13 protein-coding genes and 2 pseudogenes are annotated in these 15,607 nt (G+C 59.1%); 10 read left to right on the top strand and 5 right to left on the bottom strand.

The genetic code is table 11. From position 1 onward, the window contains the following. Positions 1-11 precede the first annotated feature (11 nt). A complete protein-coding gene (locus tag GDJ08_RS16305; protein WP_153165277.1) occupies positions 12-383 on the top strand; it encodes a DUF7832 domain-containing protein in 372 nt (123 codons plus the stop codon). 291 nt (positions 384-674) lie between these two features. Further along, the gene (locus GDJ08_RS16310; protein ID WP_153165278.1) at positions 675-1,634 is read left to right on the top strand and encodes a hypothetical protein; all 960 of its coding nucleotides are present in this window, start codon (positions 675-677) and stop codon (positions 1,632-1,634) included. A 59-nt stretch (positions 1,635-1,693) separates the two neighbouring features. Here GDJ08_RS16310 and GDJ08_RS16315 read toward each other — a convergent pair whose 3' ends face one another. The 3 genes and pseudogenes from GDJ08_RS16315 to GDJ08_RS16325 all read right to left on the bottom strand — a co-directional run bounded on the left by GDJ08_RS16315 (position 1,694) and on the right by GDJ08_RS16325 (position 4,248). Next, on the bottom strand, positions 1,694-2,230 hold the full coding sequence (locus GDJ08_RS16315; RefSeq protein ID WP_153165279.1) for an integrase core domain-containing protein: 537 nt from the start codon (positions 2,228-2,230) through the stop codon (positions 1,694-1,696). A 593-nt stretch (positions 2,231-2,823) separates the two neighbouring features. Then, positions 2,824-3,477 (bottom strand): DUF7002 family protein, encoded by a 654-nt coding sequence (locus GDJ08_RS16320; protein ID WP_153165280.1) that lies wholly within the window; start codon positions 3,475-3,477, stop codon positions 2,824-2,826. 83 nt (positions 3,478-3,560) lie between these two features. Then, positions 3,561-4,248, bottom strand: a pseudogene (locus GDJ08_RS16325) (transposase). A 68-nt stretch (positions 4,249-4,316) separates the two neighbouring features. Here GDJ08_RS16325 and GDJ08_RS20380 point away from each other — a divergent pair. The 3 genes and pseudogenes from GDJ08_RS20380 to GDJ08_RS16335 form a co-directional block, all read left to right on the top strand. Continuing rightward, positions 4,317-4,433: pseudogene (locus GDJ08_RS20380) on the top strand (integrase); the annotation flags it as partial. Positions 4,434-4,767: 334 nt separating this feature from the next. Beyond that, complete coding sequence (locus tag GDJ08_RS16330) at positions 4,768-5,718, top strand: HEPN domain-containing protein (RefSeq protein WP_153165281.1); 951 nt, start codon at positions 4,768-4,770, stop codon at positions 5,716-5,718. Between the two features lie 187 nt (positions 5,719-5,905). Beyond that, complete coding sequence (locus GDJ08_RS16335) at positions 5,906-6,784, top strand: hypothetical protein (RefSeq protein ID WP_153165282.1); 879 nt, start codon at positions 5,906-5,908, stop codon at positions 6,782-6,784. 139 nt (positions 6,785-6,923) lie between these two features. Here the strand turns inward: GDJ08_RS16335 and GDJ08_RS16340 are convergent, their stop codons facing one another. After that, positions 6,924-7,889: an SIR2 family protein gene (locus GDJ08_RS16340; protein ID WP_229296550.1), complete on the bottom strand. Its 966-nt coding sequence runs from the start codon at positions 7,887-7,889 to the stop codon at positions 6,924-6,926. 326 nt (positions 7,890-8,215) lie between these two features. Between GDJ08_RS16340 and GDJ08_RS16345 the strand changes: the two genes are divergently transcribed. Genes GDJ08_RS16345 through hxsA form a run of 4 tightly spaced genes read left to right on the top strand, consistent with a single transcriptional unit; the run spans position 8,216 to position 11,792 of the window. Continuing rightward, positions 8,216-8,521 (top strand): hypothetical protein, encoded by a 306-nt coding sequence (locus tag GDJ08_RS16345; RefSeq protein ID WP_153165283.1) that lies wholly within the window; start codon positions 8,216-8,218, stop codon positions 8,519-8,521. Next, positions 8,508-10,004 (top strand): His-Xaa-Ser system radical SAM maturase HxsB, encoded by a 1,497-nt coding sequence (gene hxsB, locus GDJ08_RS16350; RefSeq protein WP_153165284.1) that lies wholly within the window; start codon positions 8,508-8,510, stop codon positions 10,002-10,004. The genes GDJ08_RS16345 and hxsB overlap by 14 nt, the downstream gene beginning before the upstream one ends. After that, the gene (gene hxsC / locus GDJ08_RS16355) at positions 9,991-11,160 is read left to right on the top strand and encodes a His-Xaa-Ser system radical SAM maturase HxsC (RefSeq protein ID WP_153165285.1); all 1,170 of its coding nucleotides are present in this window, start codon (positions 9,991-9,993) and stop codon (positions 11,158-11,160) included. Before hxsB ends, hxsC begins: the two co-directional genes overlap by 14 nt. Before the next feature lie 2 nt (positions 11,161-11,162). After that, positions 11,163-11,792 carry a His-Xaa-Ser repeat protein HxsA gene (hxsA, locus tag GDJ08_RS16360; RefSeq protein WP_153165286.1) on the top strand — a complete coding sequence of 210 codons (630 nt, stop codon included), beginning with the start codon at positions 11,163-11,165 and terminating at the stop codon, positions 11,790-11,792. A gap of 1,204 nt (positions 11,793-12,996) precedes the next feature. On the opposite strand, the gene GDJ08_RS16365 is transcribed toward hxsA, so the two are convergent. Beyond that, the gene (locus tag GDJ08_RS16365) at positions 12,997-14,541 is read right to left on the bottom strand and encodes a MobA/MobL family protein (protein WP_152151179.1); all 1,545 of its coding nucleotides are present in this window, start codon (positions 14,539-14,541) and stop codon (positions 12,997-12,999) included. Positions 14,542-14,801: 260 nt separating this feature from the next. On the opposite strand from GDJ08_RS16365, the gene traD reads away from it, so the two are divergent. Beyond that, on the top strand, positions 14,802-15,113 hold the full coding sequence (gene traD, locus GDJ08_RS16370; RefSeq protein WP_152151430.1) for a conjugal transfer protein TraD: 312 nt from the start codon (positions 14,802-14,804) through the stop codon (positions 15,111-15,113). Positions 15,114-15,607: the final 494 nt, after the last annotated feature.

Below are 15,607 nucleotides of genomic sequence, written 5' to 3' on the forward strand. Positions count from 1 at the left end.
GTGAGTTACAGATGTTCGTGAGAAAGTACGATGACATTGACTGGCACACCGGCGGAGACTTTCCAGCCGACCTCAATGCTTCCCATGCCCGCACCCATATCGCCCTCTTCCTGGAGTGGGCCATCCGTCGCGGGCATGAAAGCGACACGCTTCGCTCCTTGCATCCTGACGCGCTGCATTCAATTCGCCAAGGACAGCTGAGCGGAAAGGACCTGCTTGCCCAATGCTGCGATGACAAGCTTACGAGCGACGACTTGTCAGAAACGGGAAATGGCTTCGCGCAGGCGTACTACGAAGTATCCTACCTGGAGGATTACGTGGATCTTTCTGACGATGATCTGCCGACCCTTTACCACGAACCCTACGACCAGAAAAAAGCATGAGACATATGCGAAAAGCTCGATGCGCGATTTCACCAATGGTCGAAACAACTCGACGATGAATGACGTTTCGCTGGACGTGGTGGCGCTCACCCTCGTCCCGCCCTTATGTCAACGTGGAATTCCGCCACTGTTCCGCGCGAGAGTCGCGTCACGCGACCAGCCAGACTACGGCTGACATCTTCGAAGTAGTTGCATGGTCGACACAGGCGGTCTTTGCCAGGATCTCCGGTTTCATCCTGGCGTCGGGGCTGCACACGCCCGCCACGCCCGTCTCCCCCATCCGAGCACTACATGCCTATTTCCATAAAACACTTGCTGCGCTCAGCGCTGCTTCTTCTGCAGGCCACCGTTGCCCTTGGGTGCGCCAAGCCGCCCCACCCCGCGCAGCTTGTACCCGGAACGTCCGTCAGTCTGGCTCCCCCGTCGGGATTCTCGCCCGCCTCCACCTTCACTGGCTTCATGAGTGAGGATGGCCGGGCAAGCATTCTGGTCGCCGAGTTGCCCGCCCACGCCAGCGAGGCAGTGGCAACGCTGTTCGTCGATGAACAAACCGCCCGTCGTCAGTTCGCCACGCGCGGCGTCCTGGTCAAGCATCTGGAGTCGCTTGACGTCGAGGGGCGCGCGGTTCCCGTCGCGATCGGCACCCAGAACGCTCATGGGCAGACGTTCAACAAGTGGATTGCGCTGTTCCCCGGTTCTCCTACGGTAATGATCACGGTCCAGGCACCCACGGATCACGCAATGAAGCACAAGTCCGCAATGATGACCCTGACCTCCGTCAAGGTGAGCCCGCCGGCGTCCCTGGAGGAGCAACTTGCAGCCCTCCCCTTCACCGTGACGCCGGAACCGCCGTTCCGGATTGTCGATACGCTGGCAGGCGCCTCGGCCATCCTGACTGCGGGCGAACTGGATACCGACCCGGAGGGTCGCCAACCTCTGCTGATCGTCGCGTCCCAACTGTCACTCCCCTTCGGTTCGGATGACCTTGCAGATGTCTCCGATCAACTGATTGCCGGCACACGCGAGATCCAGCACGGTACGGTTGTGTCGAGGCACGATGTCATGTTCGCCGGCATCGCCGGACATCGCGTCAGCGGCCACATGCCTGATGGCGGCACGTTCCACCACTATCTGGCGCTCTGGCCGGGCCAGCGCTTCGTTCGCCTGGCCGCCATTCTGCCTGCGGGGAGCAGCCATGATGTGCAGGACGCTGTCACCGCTGTGGCCGCTTCGATCCGATTCCGGGAGTGAGTTCCGCCCGAACTGTCCGTGCTGAAAGCGCTCTTCAGGCAACGTCATAACGGTTCTCCCTACGGATGGGCGGCCGGTGTCAGGCCGCCCAGGATCGTCTTCGGTCGCTCCTCGTTGTATTCCCGTCGCAAGGTTTCGATCTCGCTGCGGGCATGCAGCCGTGTGGGAAACCCATGCTCGTTGAGGCATTCGTCGCGCAGGTGCGCGTTGAAAATCTCGATGCACGCGTTCTGATTCAGTCTGCCGGGCGGGATCAAGCGCGCCTGCGCACCTCGCTCGCAGGCGCACGCCACCATCGTCCTGCCGCAAAACGCATCGCCGTTGTCGGTCCGGATCACCTGCTGCCAGTTCAGCACCCGCACCACGCCGTAGGCGGAGATCGCCCGCTCCACCTCAATCGCCGCTGCTTCAAGCGTCCCATCGTCAACGATGGTCAGCGCATTGATTACAGGATCACCGGGCACACTCATGCCGCCGAACGTGCTGCGCCACAGGTAATAGGACGCCTCACTGAACCCGTGCCGGTGGCACAGGTCATTCACCGCCATGCGGGCCTCTGCCCAACGGAGGAAGCCGATGTTCTGCTCTTCGGAAATAGCGCCTTTTCATGTCCAATCTCCGTCTCGTTGGGCATTGAACGCCAAAGCGCGGTGCTCTGACCACTGAGGGGAAGTCGAGATCAGCAATCGCCTTGTGTGGGTCAACGTGCACTGCAAAGCGTCTAGCGCCGTCATAGCGTTCGCGCCACGTATCTCCGCACGTTCCAGGCAGCGCTTCCCGCCTTGGCTATGGACCCTGGCGGTGAGCTCAGCCGCAGCCTTGGCATGACAACCTGCAACTCAGCGGGAGCACGTTGACGAAAGGCGTAGGTGCCTGATGAAGCGCGGATGAGGTGATGGGGGATGCGCATTCGGGAGATGTGTCCCGATCCGTGCCCCATTGGCATTAGACGAATATTGGCGGGGAGAGTGGGACTAGACGTCCCCTCTCCTAAACCCTTGATCTTCCTGCAGAACCCAGACCGGGCTGTGTCCTGGTGAGTGTCCTTCAAGTGTATGACCGGCGAGTGGGCCAAAGCAACGTATCCGGAGATGACATCCTTAGCCAGCGAACCATCATGACTAGTCAGCTTTTCGTAGTGAAGATGCCTTCTCAGGAAGTCAGCTTACCTCCTGTCTGGATGATTCACCTAAGTGCGCCGCCATAGTGATCCAAGTTCTTCCGACCCTCGCATCCGCGTAACTTCCAAGACATGATCTTTGATGTCAGGAACGCCATACTCGATCACCAATTCCACAACCTCTTTTTGCGGCAATCCACTAGGCCTCACGGGATACTCATCAATAGGCTTGAAGATGGAGGCATCACGTGGATGGGGCATCGGCCAGGTGTTCCCTGAGTTCATGTGACAAAGCCGAACGCGTGACGCATGGCTCGACAGTAGACTTGCAGTGTCCACAGTCAACACGTCGTGCTCGAACTCGCCATATGAATTGAGCAACCGGAGCAAGCGCTCTCTCTGCGCCCAAAAGAACACCTTCCCATTGATCAAGCGATACCAGTCAGCGGCACTTACAGCAGGCGGCAATGCCCTCTCGATCCGACTGGGTGGCATCGGCTTCTGGTCCCGCAACACGATGTCGTCCGAAAGCCCTGGATGTATCGACGCCATCTCGTGACGATGCCCATCTTCAAATTTTGCGCGTAGAGGGCCACCGATATTCAGTCTATCCAGCGCGGCAGTTGCAGAGAGCAGTCCTCTGGCATGAATGCTCGGCCAAGAGCCAGCATTTGCCATATGAAAAATACGCGGATACCTAGCTATGAGATGGCTGATTTCCACAGTTATGCGCCTCGCTCAGAACGAGCAGTCCAGTTTCTGCGGTCAATGATAGACCGCAAATCTTCAAAGTCCGCATCCAGGTTCTACCCAGATATCACGTACGGTTCTAAAAGAGTTGCAATCTTCTGATCCTGCCTGGCGACCCTTCGCCGCATCCTTGGGTTATGGCGTCGCTCGATGTAGTCAAACACATCCGCTCGTGCTGCATCCAGTGTCGGATAGTTCGTTCGATAGACTCGCTCACGCTTGAGTAGCCCAAAGAAGCCTTCGCAGGCCGCATTGTCGCCGCAATGTCCCACAGCGCTCATCGAGCAGATCAGCCCGTTAGCCGCGAGAGATGCCTGGTAGTCACCGCTGCGGAACTGACTGCCACGATCCGAATGCAGGATGACTTCGTGGCTGCCTTGACACTGCCAGACCGCCAGTAGCGGCACATCAGCCGAATCGGAAACTCGTTGCGGCAACGTTCCATCACTTGATACCTCAGGATGATTCCTTTGCAAAGAACGTCGCCGCTTCTCGCAGAAAATCCTGTTCCTTCTTCACCCGCGCCAGCTCGCGCTTGAGGCGGGGCAGCTATTCATCCCGAGGTGTCCCGGTGCCGCCGAAGGCGACAGCGCCCGGGCTCTGTGCCTCGCGTTTCCAGCGAGTCAGCAGGGTGTCGCGAATCCCCAGCTCCCGCGCCACCTGGGCACAGCTGACGCCGGGCTGGCTTGCCTGCTCAACCGCACCACGCTTGAACTCGGCACTGAACTTCCTGCGCTTTGACATGAACACTCCTCATGGCCTGGATCGGCCTTCTTGTAAGTGTCCGTGAAATCGGGGGTGAACCCTAGGCAACACGAAGCAAGCAGATCATCGCTCTGGAGCTCTACCAGCCGAGCGTGGAACTGCCGCGTTATCGGCGTGGGCAATTCGCAAAGTGGCTGGGCGATGAAAGTAAGTTCTATCCATGAACCCATGCATGGCGATGACGCATCTGGAATTGCTTCGTGACCAAGACAAGGCAGGTGATGGCACAAGAGTGACCGGGGTTCGCACTCGTTTAGCGAAAGCGGCCGCCCATTCATCGCCACTGCGGAGAGCATCGACGCCTTTGCCCCGGCCAGGCTTCATCTGTAGCCGCAGACCCGTGACGGCTCCCTCAATCAGGGGTGCCGTCGAGGCCAGGATTGTTAAGCCAGGCATCCCTCCCAAGCCATGTCCACTATGGGCCTGCTCCTGTGTTGCGCACCAGATTGAACCCACGGCGCAGCCTATACTGGGTTCAAAGCCACGAAGGAGGGGTGCATGACAACATCGAGGCGGGACGAGTTAAACGAGTGGAAATGGGCTCAACGTCCGTCGAATGAAACCGAGTTCGACGAGATGATGACCTCGCTTGACGCACATCTTTCGACGAAGGGGATTGAGCCTCACCGTCGCGGCATCATGGCGTCAGCACAGGTCTCCTGGACCCTGAAGCTGGATGGAACCCCCATCCTAGGTGGGCCACCCGACCGCGGACCGCCATTCTCACCACGTGACCTCCTGGCACGTGTTCATGACTGGTATTCAGAGCACTACGGTGAGGCGATGAAGGTCGATATGTCCCCTGGATCCGTGTTGGCTATGGTGAAAGGAAATCTTTGGAAGATTCGCCTACCGATGCTCTATGGGGAAGGGAGGGTAGGCATCCATCGAGATCTCTCGGATGGGGCTCGGAATGTCATTGGCCGTGGCCCCATGACCATCAACGCCTTAAGTTGCGTCGACGGCATGACGCAATCAATGGCAAACAAGCTAACGGACCAAGACCTGACGCTGCTTCTTGATGCCTTTGCTGACGGCTTGCAGGCGATCATGACACTTGACGCTCTCGGCGGAAGCCAACTGTTCTTCGAAGCCAAGGCAGATTACAGGCACAGCGTTGAGGCAATCGTGAGCAGGCGGGAATACGGCAAGGCGCGCTGGGAGGCGGCGCAGTGCGCAGAAAAGCTGTTGAAGGCATTTTTAGCCTTGGCTGGACATGCTTACCCGACGAGCGGCGGCAAGGGACACGATCACGTCCACCTTGGCGAACTGCTGAAGGAGAAGCTTGGCATCCAGATAGATGAAGAACTCCTGCTGACCCTCAAGACGTCACCCGCGGTGCGATATGGGGAAGAAGCCAGCTCCCTGGAACAGGCGATGGCTTCCCACCACGCCCTTCTAACGCTGCTTAAAGCACTTGGCACAAACGATTACATTCACCACACCTAGTCGCTCTGAGGAGAGCAGCGTAGCCGTTCCTTTCTCCGCCTCATGGAGGCCAGTCCCCCAGTCGGGGAGGACAAGCAAGCCACAGATTGGCTACATGGCATAAGAAAATACCCCGATGCAGAAGGGACCGTGACGAAGCGAAATCTCATATGTATTCTGATCCGAACGCTACTGCCACTGTGACCATATGCGCCAGCGAATAGAAGAATGGAAGTCAATCTACGATACGGACGACAATGCGATCACCAAAGGTCTTTCCAAGCTGGCGTGGGACCTGGCTGCCTTCACCTGCATCGTCGAGATGGTCCGTCAGGCCCCGGATGAAGGCGAAGGCAAGCGACTCAACGGCATGGTCCTGGAAATGCTGGTGACCGGTTTCTGGAACAACATGATGCAAGGGGTCAGACGGCTGGCGGAACCCGGTCCAATCAGAGGCCCGAAGGCCGTTTGCTCACTCGGTGGACTACTTCAGGACGCTAGAGCCGCCCACCCCAGAATCACCCGAAGGGTGTTCGTGGAAGACATCGCCGGCTTGGACTACGATTTCGAAGCCATCGAAGAGCGCCACTGGGCATACGTTTTTGCGCAGCGGCAGCCGGGTTACATGAACATCCCACGCGAACTTGACAGCGAACCCTCCCGGCAACGACATGTCCTGTTCGATCAGCTGAGTGGCGTTCTTCCGGAGAACCGAACTCCCGACGATCTGATCGAGCCGGGAGTATTCGACGGGCTTCAGCAAAGGCTCGCCCGATTGGATGGAGTGGTTCACCATGTGCACGTTCAGATCGCACATGCCGGAACCGACTTCAGCAGGACCGGAAGACAGCTTCAGCAATGGAACTTGTCGGATGCGAAGAACTCTCTGAAAGAGCTTGCCCAAATCGCACAGTTGTCGGGGGACTGGTTCTGTTACAGCGGGGTCGGAAGTATCCTCCCCCACCCTCAGTTTGATCAGTTCGCCCACATCGATCAGGCGCTCTACACGCGCGACTCGGCTACGCTTCAAGCCATCTGGGACGATTTAGAAAGAGAAATGGGCCAGTGGCATGACGTCGCACCCTAAGCTCCTTAAAGTCAGCCGGGATCGGCCCACCCTGAATGAGTGAATATGGCACACCTTTGCTTAGACCGCCGCAACGGTGCCTCTTTCCTGGCGATGGGGTGGTGCCCCAATCCAATCGTTGGGACTTAAACGCTGGGGGTCAAGCCCACTCCGTAAACGCCAAGATGCTGTCCATCCTGTTAAGTATTGGCTCTTTGCCGAGCACCTTTCTCCAGAAAGTCTCACGCTCATCTTGCTCGCCAGCTCCTACCCACTCGACCACCCGAATGCTCTCAGGGGAACGCCGCTCCAGTAGCTCGTTGAGGTGGGTATCCAGTCCGGAATAGCCAAACAAAATCACCTGCTCGGACTCAGCCAAGGCCAGTTCGAGGTGTTCCCAGTAGCTTTGCAGCAGCGGCGACGCTGCGATGACCGTTGGCTTGTGCTTAACGTGCGTTAGCACGATATGGGACCCGACCACGTCGTCGTCGCCGCCAAGCTCGCCTTGCGTCAGCTTTCGCACCGTTTCGTTTTGATCGACAAAGAGCGGGGAGCCATGCAGGTGGAGGTAGTAGCCGAACGTCCGGCCCCACTTTCGTTCAAGGTTCTCGGGAGCAAAGCCGCCCGATAGCATGCCGTCTACGAGCGCGCCGCCGTAGCCGTTCAAAACGTGCGCTTCAATCATTCGCTGATACAGCAGGTTGTCGTAGTTGAGCGTCGCAACGTGTGACTGAGTGTCGTGAAGGAAGGCGGCCAACGGCCCAACGAACTCGATTGGCAGGACAACCTCTCGCTGATGAAACTGGAGTGCCGTCTGATAAAGGAACTTGCGCACGGCCGCAGGAAAACGTTGCCCGTGTTGACTGAGCCAGTGAGCGCCGCCTCGGCTCATGCGATCCAAGAAGTCGCAGGAGGATACAACCAGCTGAAGAGCGTCCAAGTCGTCCTCGCCGTGCGGACGCTCGGTGTCTCCATCATCCACCAGGCAGCATCTGACCAGCGCGCGCGTTTCTTGGTCGAAGATTCCCTCTCCATCCCAAGCACGGCCGATGGCGTCATCCAAGCTAAACAGCCCAGGGTCAAGCGCCATCCCCAGTCCATTGCCAAAAATAAGAGTTTTCCGCATCCATTGCTCCTCTTGCATGCCACTGAAGTTCCGCAGGACGGTGTATCGGCAAGGCTTCCAAACTCTTTAGCTCAGCTAGCGGAGCGACCCACTATCCGTCACTGATGATCAATTGCGGCTTTTCTACCGAGGCAGCTTCCCTCGTGAGACTCACAGCCAACGTCCGAAAAAGCAGCCTCCCTTCGGCCGCACAAAGCTCCTTCCGAATAAAGGCGGATTTCACATCAGCCGCAGGCGCGGGTCCCCCTGAGCAATGGTTTTCTACCGTCGGGCTTGCAACAGGGGCCACTCAGGAGCAAAGTTGACATTATCCAGGGGGATGGGCAATGGAACGCTCGCAATTCATCATTGATCGCACACTTTATTCGGACGACGTCACCGCTCGGGCCGCGCACCGCTATACCAGCCGGTTTGGCGTAGAGCTGCGGAGTCAGGACGAGAACCTTTTCGTCCTGTTTTGGTCTCTGGACGGATCCGGGCTTCCTGACGATTTACGGACCGCGTTTTCTCGGGACCTGCTGGATGAGCGGCTACGGGCCGTCGTTCGAGCAGAAACCACCGGACTCCAACAGGAGCTGCTCCGTGCAGCCCTGAGCCAGGCACTTCCGGTAGGCGGCCATGTCCCGGTTTAGGCCAGCCCAATCCTTCGCCGCCCCACCCGATTACCGTCTCCTGCCCTTTCGGTTCCGCCGGCTGCCCTGGGACGAGGCCAGAGCGTTCGTCTCTTCCATGGCCGGCGACTGGCTTCTGATGCCCATGCAGGACGTTCAGAGGCTTGTTGCTCATCAACTTCCCACCGATTCGCCGCTTTTTGCGGACCTGGAGGCCCGGCACCTCGTCGTTGCGGGGGCCGACAGGAGTAGTCTGGCGCCCTTGCTCAGCCAGATCCGGAGCCGAAAGTCTTACCTTTTGGGCGGGCCAGCGCTTCACATATTTGTGGTTTCGCTGCGCTGCCACCATACCTGCAGCTACTGCCAGGTCTCCCGTCAGGAAACGACTGCCACCACCTTCGATATGGCAGGGACCCATGCCGAGCAAGCCGTGGAACGGCTGTTTGAATGGCCCAGCCAGGAGCTGACTATCGAGTTCCAAGGGGGAGAACCCTTGCTGAACTTCGAGCAGGTGAAGGCCATTACCCGCCGGATTATGGAGCGGAATCGGACTGCTGGCCGCACCCTTCGCTTCGTTTTGGCCTCCACGTTGCACGACCTGACGGATGCCCAACTGGCATTCCTGGCTGAGCACCGTTTCAAACTGTCTACCTCACTGGATGGTCCAGAGTGGCTTCACAACGCCAATCGTCCTCGCCCGGGCAAGGACAGCTACCGCCGAACCCTCGACGGCATTGAGCTGGGACGGCGCTGGCTGGGAGAAGATGGGGTGTCCGCCCTGACGACTCTGACCCGTCAGAGCTTGGAGGTCCCTGAAGCGATCATCGATGAGTACCGAAAGCTCGGTTTCCGCAGCATCTCGCTGCGCCCACTGAGCCCCTACGGCTTCGCCACGAAAACGGCACGTCGGACCGGCTATCCCACTGAGGACTTCCTTTCCTTCTATCGGCGTGCCTTTGACCACCTGCTGGCGGTCAACCGCGGCGGATACGCGATGGACGAATCCTATGCTTCTCTGCTCTTGTCCCAGCTATTCACCTCGTTCGGCCACGGCTACGTGGACCTGCGGTCCCCGTCGGGAGCTGGCCTGGGCGCGGTAATCTACGACCACGACGGTCGTGTCTACCCCTCGGACGAGGCGCGTATGCTGGCCGCCATGGGTGACGATGCCTTTGCGCTGGGTGATGTCTCCCAACCGGTGAGCCAATGGCTGTCTTCCCCCGCCATGGTCCGATTGCTGGAGGCCGGCGTGGCAGAGGCCTTGCCCACCTGCGCTGATTGCGCGTTTGTGCCGATGTGTGGCGCGGACCCCATCGAGCACTACGCGCGGCAGGGAGACCCGGTCGGTCACCGCCCGAGCAGCGATTTCTGCCGGCGCAACATGGGGCTGTTCGACTTCCTTCTGGAACGCTATGAGGCAGCTGACGGCGAGGTGCAGGCTTTGATGCGCTCATGGGCGGTTCCCAAGTCCTCGATGGAAGAAATCACCGATGCTGCCGCTTGAGACCAGAGCCGAGCTGGCACCCTCCGTCAAGGCAAACCTTCTCAAGGTGGTTGGATTGGGAGATTTTGCTCAGTCTACGATTCCGTTGGAACGAATGGCATTGGACTTGCGGGATGTTCCGACGGCTCAAGTCAGCGACGCCCTACTTGGGCTGCCCTGGGGCGCGGTGTTGCCTGCAAGCGGTCTAAATCTCGCAGATGCAGCCCCTGCGGTCCGCCTGGAGGGACCTGCTGGCCTTTGCAAGGCAGGCGATGTCGTCGAGCTCAACCCCCTCCAGAGGAAGGTGGCAATCCGCTACCGGCGGGGTGACACCGGCAACGTGCTTTTTGCCACGGAGCGCTGCAACAGCTTCTGCTTGATGTGCTCACAACCACCCCGCCAAGTCGAAGATGACTGGCGAGTCAGGCATCTGTTGGACCTCATTGACCTCATCGACCCAGACGAACGTTCTCTGGCCATCAGCGGCGGCGAGCCCACCTTGCTGGGCGACGGCTTGGTCAACGTCGTATCCAAGTGCGCTGAGGTGCTGCCCGATACCCATCTCCACATCCTTTCAAACGGACGTCTACGCCAGCCCGGGCTGCACGCCAAGTTTGAAGGGCTTCATCCCAACCTGAGTTGGGGGATTCCCCTGTATGGCGATCACTACGCTCTACACGACTACGTCGTGCAGAGCGAAGGGGCGTTTTCCGAGACGTTGCGCGGACTCTATGCTCTGGACGCAGCCAACCAACGTGTGGAGATCCGAGTCGTCCTGGTGAAACCCACGGTTGAGAGATTGGTGCAGCTGGCCCGCTACATCTGGCGAAACCTACCCTTTGTGGAGCATGTTGCCCTCATGGGCATCGAGCCGATTGGCTTCGCAAAAGCGCACCAAAAGGAACTTTGGGCCGACCCGGCCGACTACGCCAGTTCACTGAGCGAGGCGGTTACCTTGCTCGCCGAAGGCGGGATTCCCGTATCGCTCTATAACCTGCCGTTGTGCGCACTGGACGGGTCTCTGTGGCCATATGCGGTCCAAAGCATCTCGCCCTGGAAAAATGACTACCTACCCGCCTGCGAAAAGTGTTCGGTTCGAGACCGGTGCGGCGGGTTCTTCTCTTGGGTAACGCCGGCGTGGACCAGCCGGTCTGTCTCTCCTATCTTGGAAAACTGAACATGTCCAACGCATTGATGATCGTCGGCGCAGCCACCTTGGGCAGCTTGAGCACAGAGCCGCCCAAGGGTCAGTCCGACCTGTCCAGGCTTTCAGAGATGGACGGGAAATACGCGACCGTGCTGAGCACCTCGCTCAATGCCGGACGCCACAACCTATACGCCGGCCACAGGAGCCACAGCTCCCACCGTTCTCACAGCTCGCACCGCTCCCATTCGTCTGGGTCGGGAAGCTCCTATCGCTCTTACTCTCCGCCGCCCGTCCCTGCCACTCCGCCACCGGCCACCTATACCGCGCCTGCCGCACCCCGTAGCAGCGGATCCAGTTCAACTGGCTACCCGAGTCAGAACCTACAGCCAGCAAACCGCGCGCCGAATTCCAACAACCTAACGTTGGAACCAAGCACCTACGACAAGCCCGTTAAAGAGGGACGGGATGCAGACGCACTCAAGCTTTTGATCATGCGGGTGCAGGCAGCCCTCTATTCAAGAGGCTATGATCCGGGCGCGATTGACGGCACCCTGACGCCCGAGACGCAATCCGCATTGCGTATGTTCCAGCTTGCACACGGCATCCGGGCAACAGGAACAATGACGACTCCTACGCTGGATGCGCTGGGGGTGCGTCTGTGAAGCAAGCCATTACTGCTGGAAGCGGCATCCGCGGCTGACAATCTGGGCGGAGACACCGGCGGACATAGATGCGCACCGGCATCTCCAAATCCTATGCACCACTCCAATGAAGGCCCACTCATGGACATTTACGGTATCGAGCCACATTTGAGGAGCGCGCGGGCCTTGATGGACGACGCGGACGCTCATGCCACAGTCTATGCCGCATTGGAACGTCGCTTCTGCTTTGAGGCGAGGGTTCACCCCCGATTTTCACGGACACTTACAAGAAGGCCGATCCAGGCCATGAGGAGTGTTCATGTCAAAGCGTAGGAAGTTCAGTGCCGAGTTCAAGCGTGGTATCAACGGGGCGCGCTGGACGAAGGACCAGCGACCGGTCGAGGACCGGCTCAAATGATGTGGGATGCGCATGCGAGCGTTTCCTCGACATGCTTCCTGCCTTCCAAACGACCCCAATCAGGATTTCAATTTCAAATCAATGATTTAAGGGTCATTGGCGGAGAGAGTGGGATCGGATCACCACGGATCTAACCAATTCTCTCCGTTGCAGAAAGCCTGTTTGACAGGTTTCCTTTGGATGTTTCCTCGATCATAGCCAGTCTTGGGTACGGTTGGTACTGCTTCCCCGGATGACCAGGCCTCCCACCGATGGAGGAGCGGTCGGCTAGCAAACCAGCCAACCAAGGCGACCCGATGGCCGCAGGGGCGGAGATACATCTAAGGATGAGATCTATGGTCGAATTGGATGTTCAGATATGTGAAATTTCTCTCATTTCTCATTTGGCGACTATGGGCATGGGTGCTTGGATAGGCTTTCTACCAACGAAAGGAAGGCCCTATGCGCCACGACACACAGCTCCACATCGCCAGCCAATTGCTCAGCGCCCTCATGGTCAGCACCCCGAGTCGGGACATTGACGATCGCGACGTAGATGTTCGGCATGCTTTGGATGTCGCCGCCGAACTGATTAGGCAGTGGGGACCGACTACGCCCCCTGGGGGCTTTACTCCCCCGCCCGCAGCCGGCACATCGCTGAGAATGCCCGTTGACCGCTCACTCCCACCACCGGAAATGCCGGAATCAATGGAGCAATGGCGGAGCAGCAGGATCAACACGCCGATGCCCGGTCCGAAGCCAAAACTGGGCAGACGACCTGGTCTGCACTGAGTAAGAAGAGGCCCCGCAACTGCGGGGCCTCTCGCTTTATGGATTCGGCGCCGAAGGACGCGATGTCGGACCAGGCCGAGGCACCAGCGGGTCCTTGCGCACCGACGGCGACACGAATGGGGGGAACTCATCGCAAGACTGAGCCAACTCCGACGCTTGTTGAAGGATGTCGCTTTCGGCGGCGTCCAGCGCCGGCTGAGTCGCCATCTCTTGGGCCTTAGCCAACTCGATTGACCGCATCTCGAGCACAGCCAGACGCCTCTCTCGGCGTTTGGCCCATTCCTTGGGCGACCACTGGCTCCCTTCTCGTGGGTGGTCCGCGTTGAAGCTCTCCCACTGCTGCTGCGCCATGTGGTGAAGACGGTCTGCTCGCCGGACCGCGCTCTCCCTCCGCCCCCTTCTCAGCAACGCCTGCTTGAGCGAGCGGATCTTGACCGCAACAGGTGCGACCAACGGGTGTGCCTGGGCGGTGTCACCAAAGCGGACCACGTGACGGCGCACACCTGCAAGCCACTCCCTAACAACGCCCAAAGCCAAATCAGCGCGGGCCTGGGTGATCTCCCACAGGTCTCTCAGTGCAACATCAATCCACTCGAGGCAGTTCCACTGCCTCGGGGGGCGCTCTGGCCTCAAGACACCGTTCTCAATGGGAGGTAGGCGAATGCCCATCACTCCCTCAATCCTGAGATCGCCGACCGCGAGGAACGGCGCGGCAGACTTCTGCTTGGCTCGCTCAGCGAGGGCAGCCCGGTGATCGTGCGTGGGAGGAAGTCCAATGGCACGCCCCTCAGCCACAGCGTCTTGGATCAGCGATTCGAACTCTTGGTCGTTTTCCTGCTGAATCGACAGGTTGGTCTCTTCGACGTGGGTGGCCTGACCTCTCCTGGCAAGCGCCGTCGCGACCTTTCCTTGATGCCGGGTAGGCTCCCTAGATAGCAGCGTTGCCCGAATCGGATCACCGTCCAACAATGCTGTCTGGGACTGCTCCTCCAAGCTGCGATGGTCCACCCGGGAACGGATGCCAGCCGCCTCCAGATGCGAGTTGATCGTGGACGCCACGGCCTCGCGAACCCACTCCACCTCGATACGCCCCGTCGGACCACCATCCAGCTCTGTGGTCTTGTCACCAAACCTCTCTCCGGTGATCCGTCGTGTGCTTGCCAGGATGTGGACGTGGTGGTTCACACCGTCAGTGGTTGGCGGCGAATGGATGCTTGCTTGGACGACGAACCCATAGCGGGCTACCAACACGTCAGCAATCGCCCAAGCAAGTTCACTGCGCTGTTCGGCATCGAGCTCGTGTGGCAGCGACACTTCGAACTCGCGTGCAATCGTTGCGTCTTTGCGACGCTCGGCCGCTTCGACCGCGGGCCAGAGTTCGCCTGGAATTAGGGCCCATGGCGGCGCTCCTGGAGGGCCCAGGCAGCTGCTTGCGACGACGCCACCGCGGCGCCGATAGTCGTGCACTTGTCCTGTCTGAAAGTCTTTAAGGCGCAGGCCGCCGCGATAGGCGGCCGCTGCGACGGCGGACTGGCCTCGCGCACGGCTGAAGGTTTTGACGCTGGTGTGGTAGATAGCCATTGAGATCTCCGTGATTGGTCGGAGTCTTTATGCTTTTGTTTTTTCTCTTCGCAAGCGGGAATCCGCTTGGGGTCCAAGGGGCGAAGCCCTTTGCGCACGTGTAACGGAGTTACACCTAAGTGCGCTCTTGCACTGTTCTTTTAAGCATGTTTTTTGAGCGCTCATTGAGCGTTGCACGTTCGTACATTTTCAGATGCGAGCGATCTTGACGGCATCAACTTCTTTGGTTGACTGGTTTCAACCTCATGAAGGAATTCACCATGACCGCAACCAATCACTACCATGAGCGCATCCAGAGGGCCACCGAGCGGCTCGCCCAGCTTCAGGCGCGCGAGCTGTTGGCATCACAACGTCAAGCGAGCAAAGCCAAGCAAGCCCAACGTCAGGAAGAAGCGCGCCGCCGCCGCCGTGTCGCAGCGCTGGTTTACTTGGCTGCTGCAGAAACACTGGATGACGCAGAACTCTTGGGCGCGCTTTTGATCCACCAGCAGAGCCGCATCGATGATGAAATCCGAAAGGATGCCCGCGTCGTCGGCAAAGCGAAGCTGCACGACTCGGCTGCTCTACATTGAAGCGTTCGATCTGAGTGCTGGCTGCCAAAAAGCTGAGCGGCCAGCCATTCTGTCAACTCTCTCTACGTTTCATGTGGAATGACTGAGTCCGGACCCGGGCAGGGCTTTCCTATATGGCCCAAGCTACTACGACCTTCCCGAGGCCCACCGCTGATCCCAATCCCCCGAGTATGAGAAAAGCTGCGGGCACGCAACAACCCAAGGCCTTCCCCATTTTTCGCTGGCGTCCCGCACGCGTGAGCGGCACACCGATCTGTCTGGACAACTTGGATTTTGCCGCTGACAAGCCGCTTGCTCGTCTCCAAGAAAAGCCTGGTATTCCTCTCCGCCTTCCCATTGCATCCTCCTTGAGCAGCACTTCGTCGACTTGTGTCCCAGACTACTTTAACGCAACGTCCACTGAGGTCCTGGGGCGCCAACCAGCGGAAATCCTACATGTTTTCCGCATGAGCCCAAATCGATGGCTCGCTGAATTGGCAAACTAGGTCGAGGGC

Origin of the sequence: Stenotrophomonas nematodicola, assembly GCF_009467805.1 — a bacterium.
GTDB classification, from domain to species: domain Bacteria; phylum Pseudomonadota; class Gammaproteobacteria; order Xanthomonadales; family Xanthomonadaceae; genus Stenotrophomonas; species Stenotrophomonas nematodicola.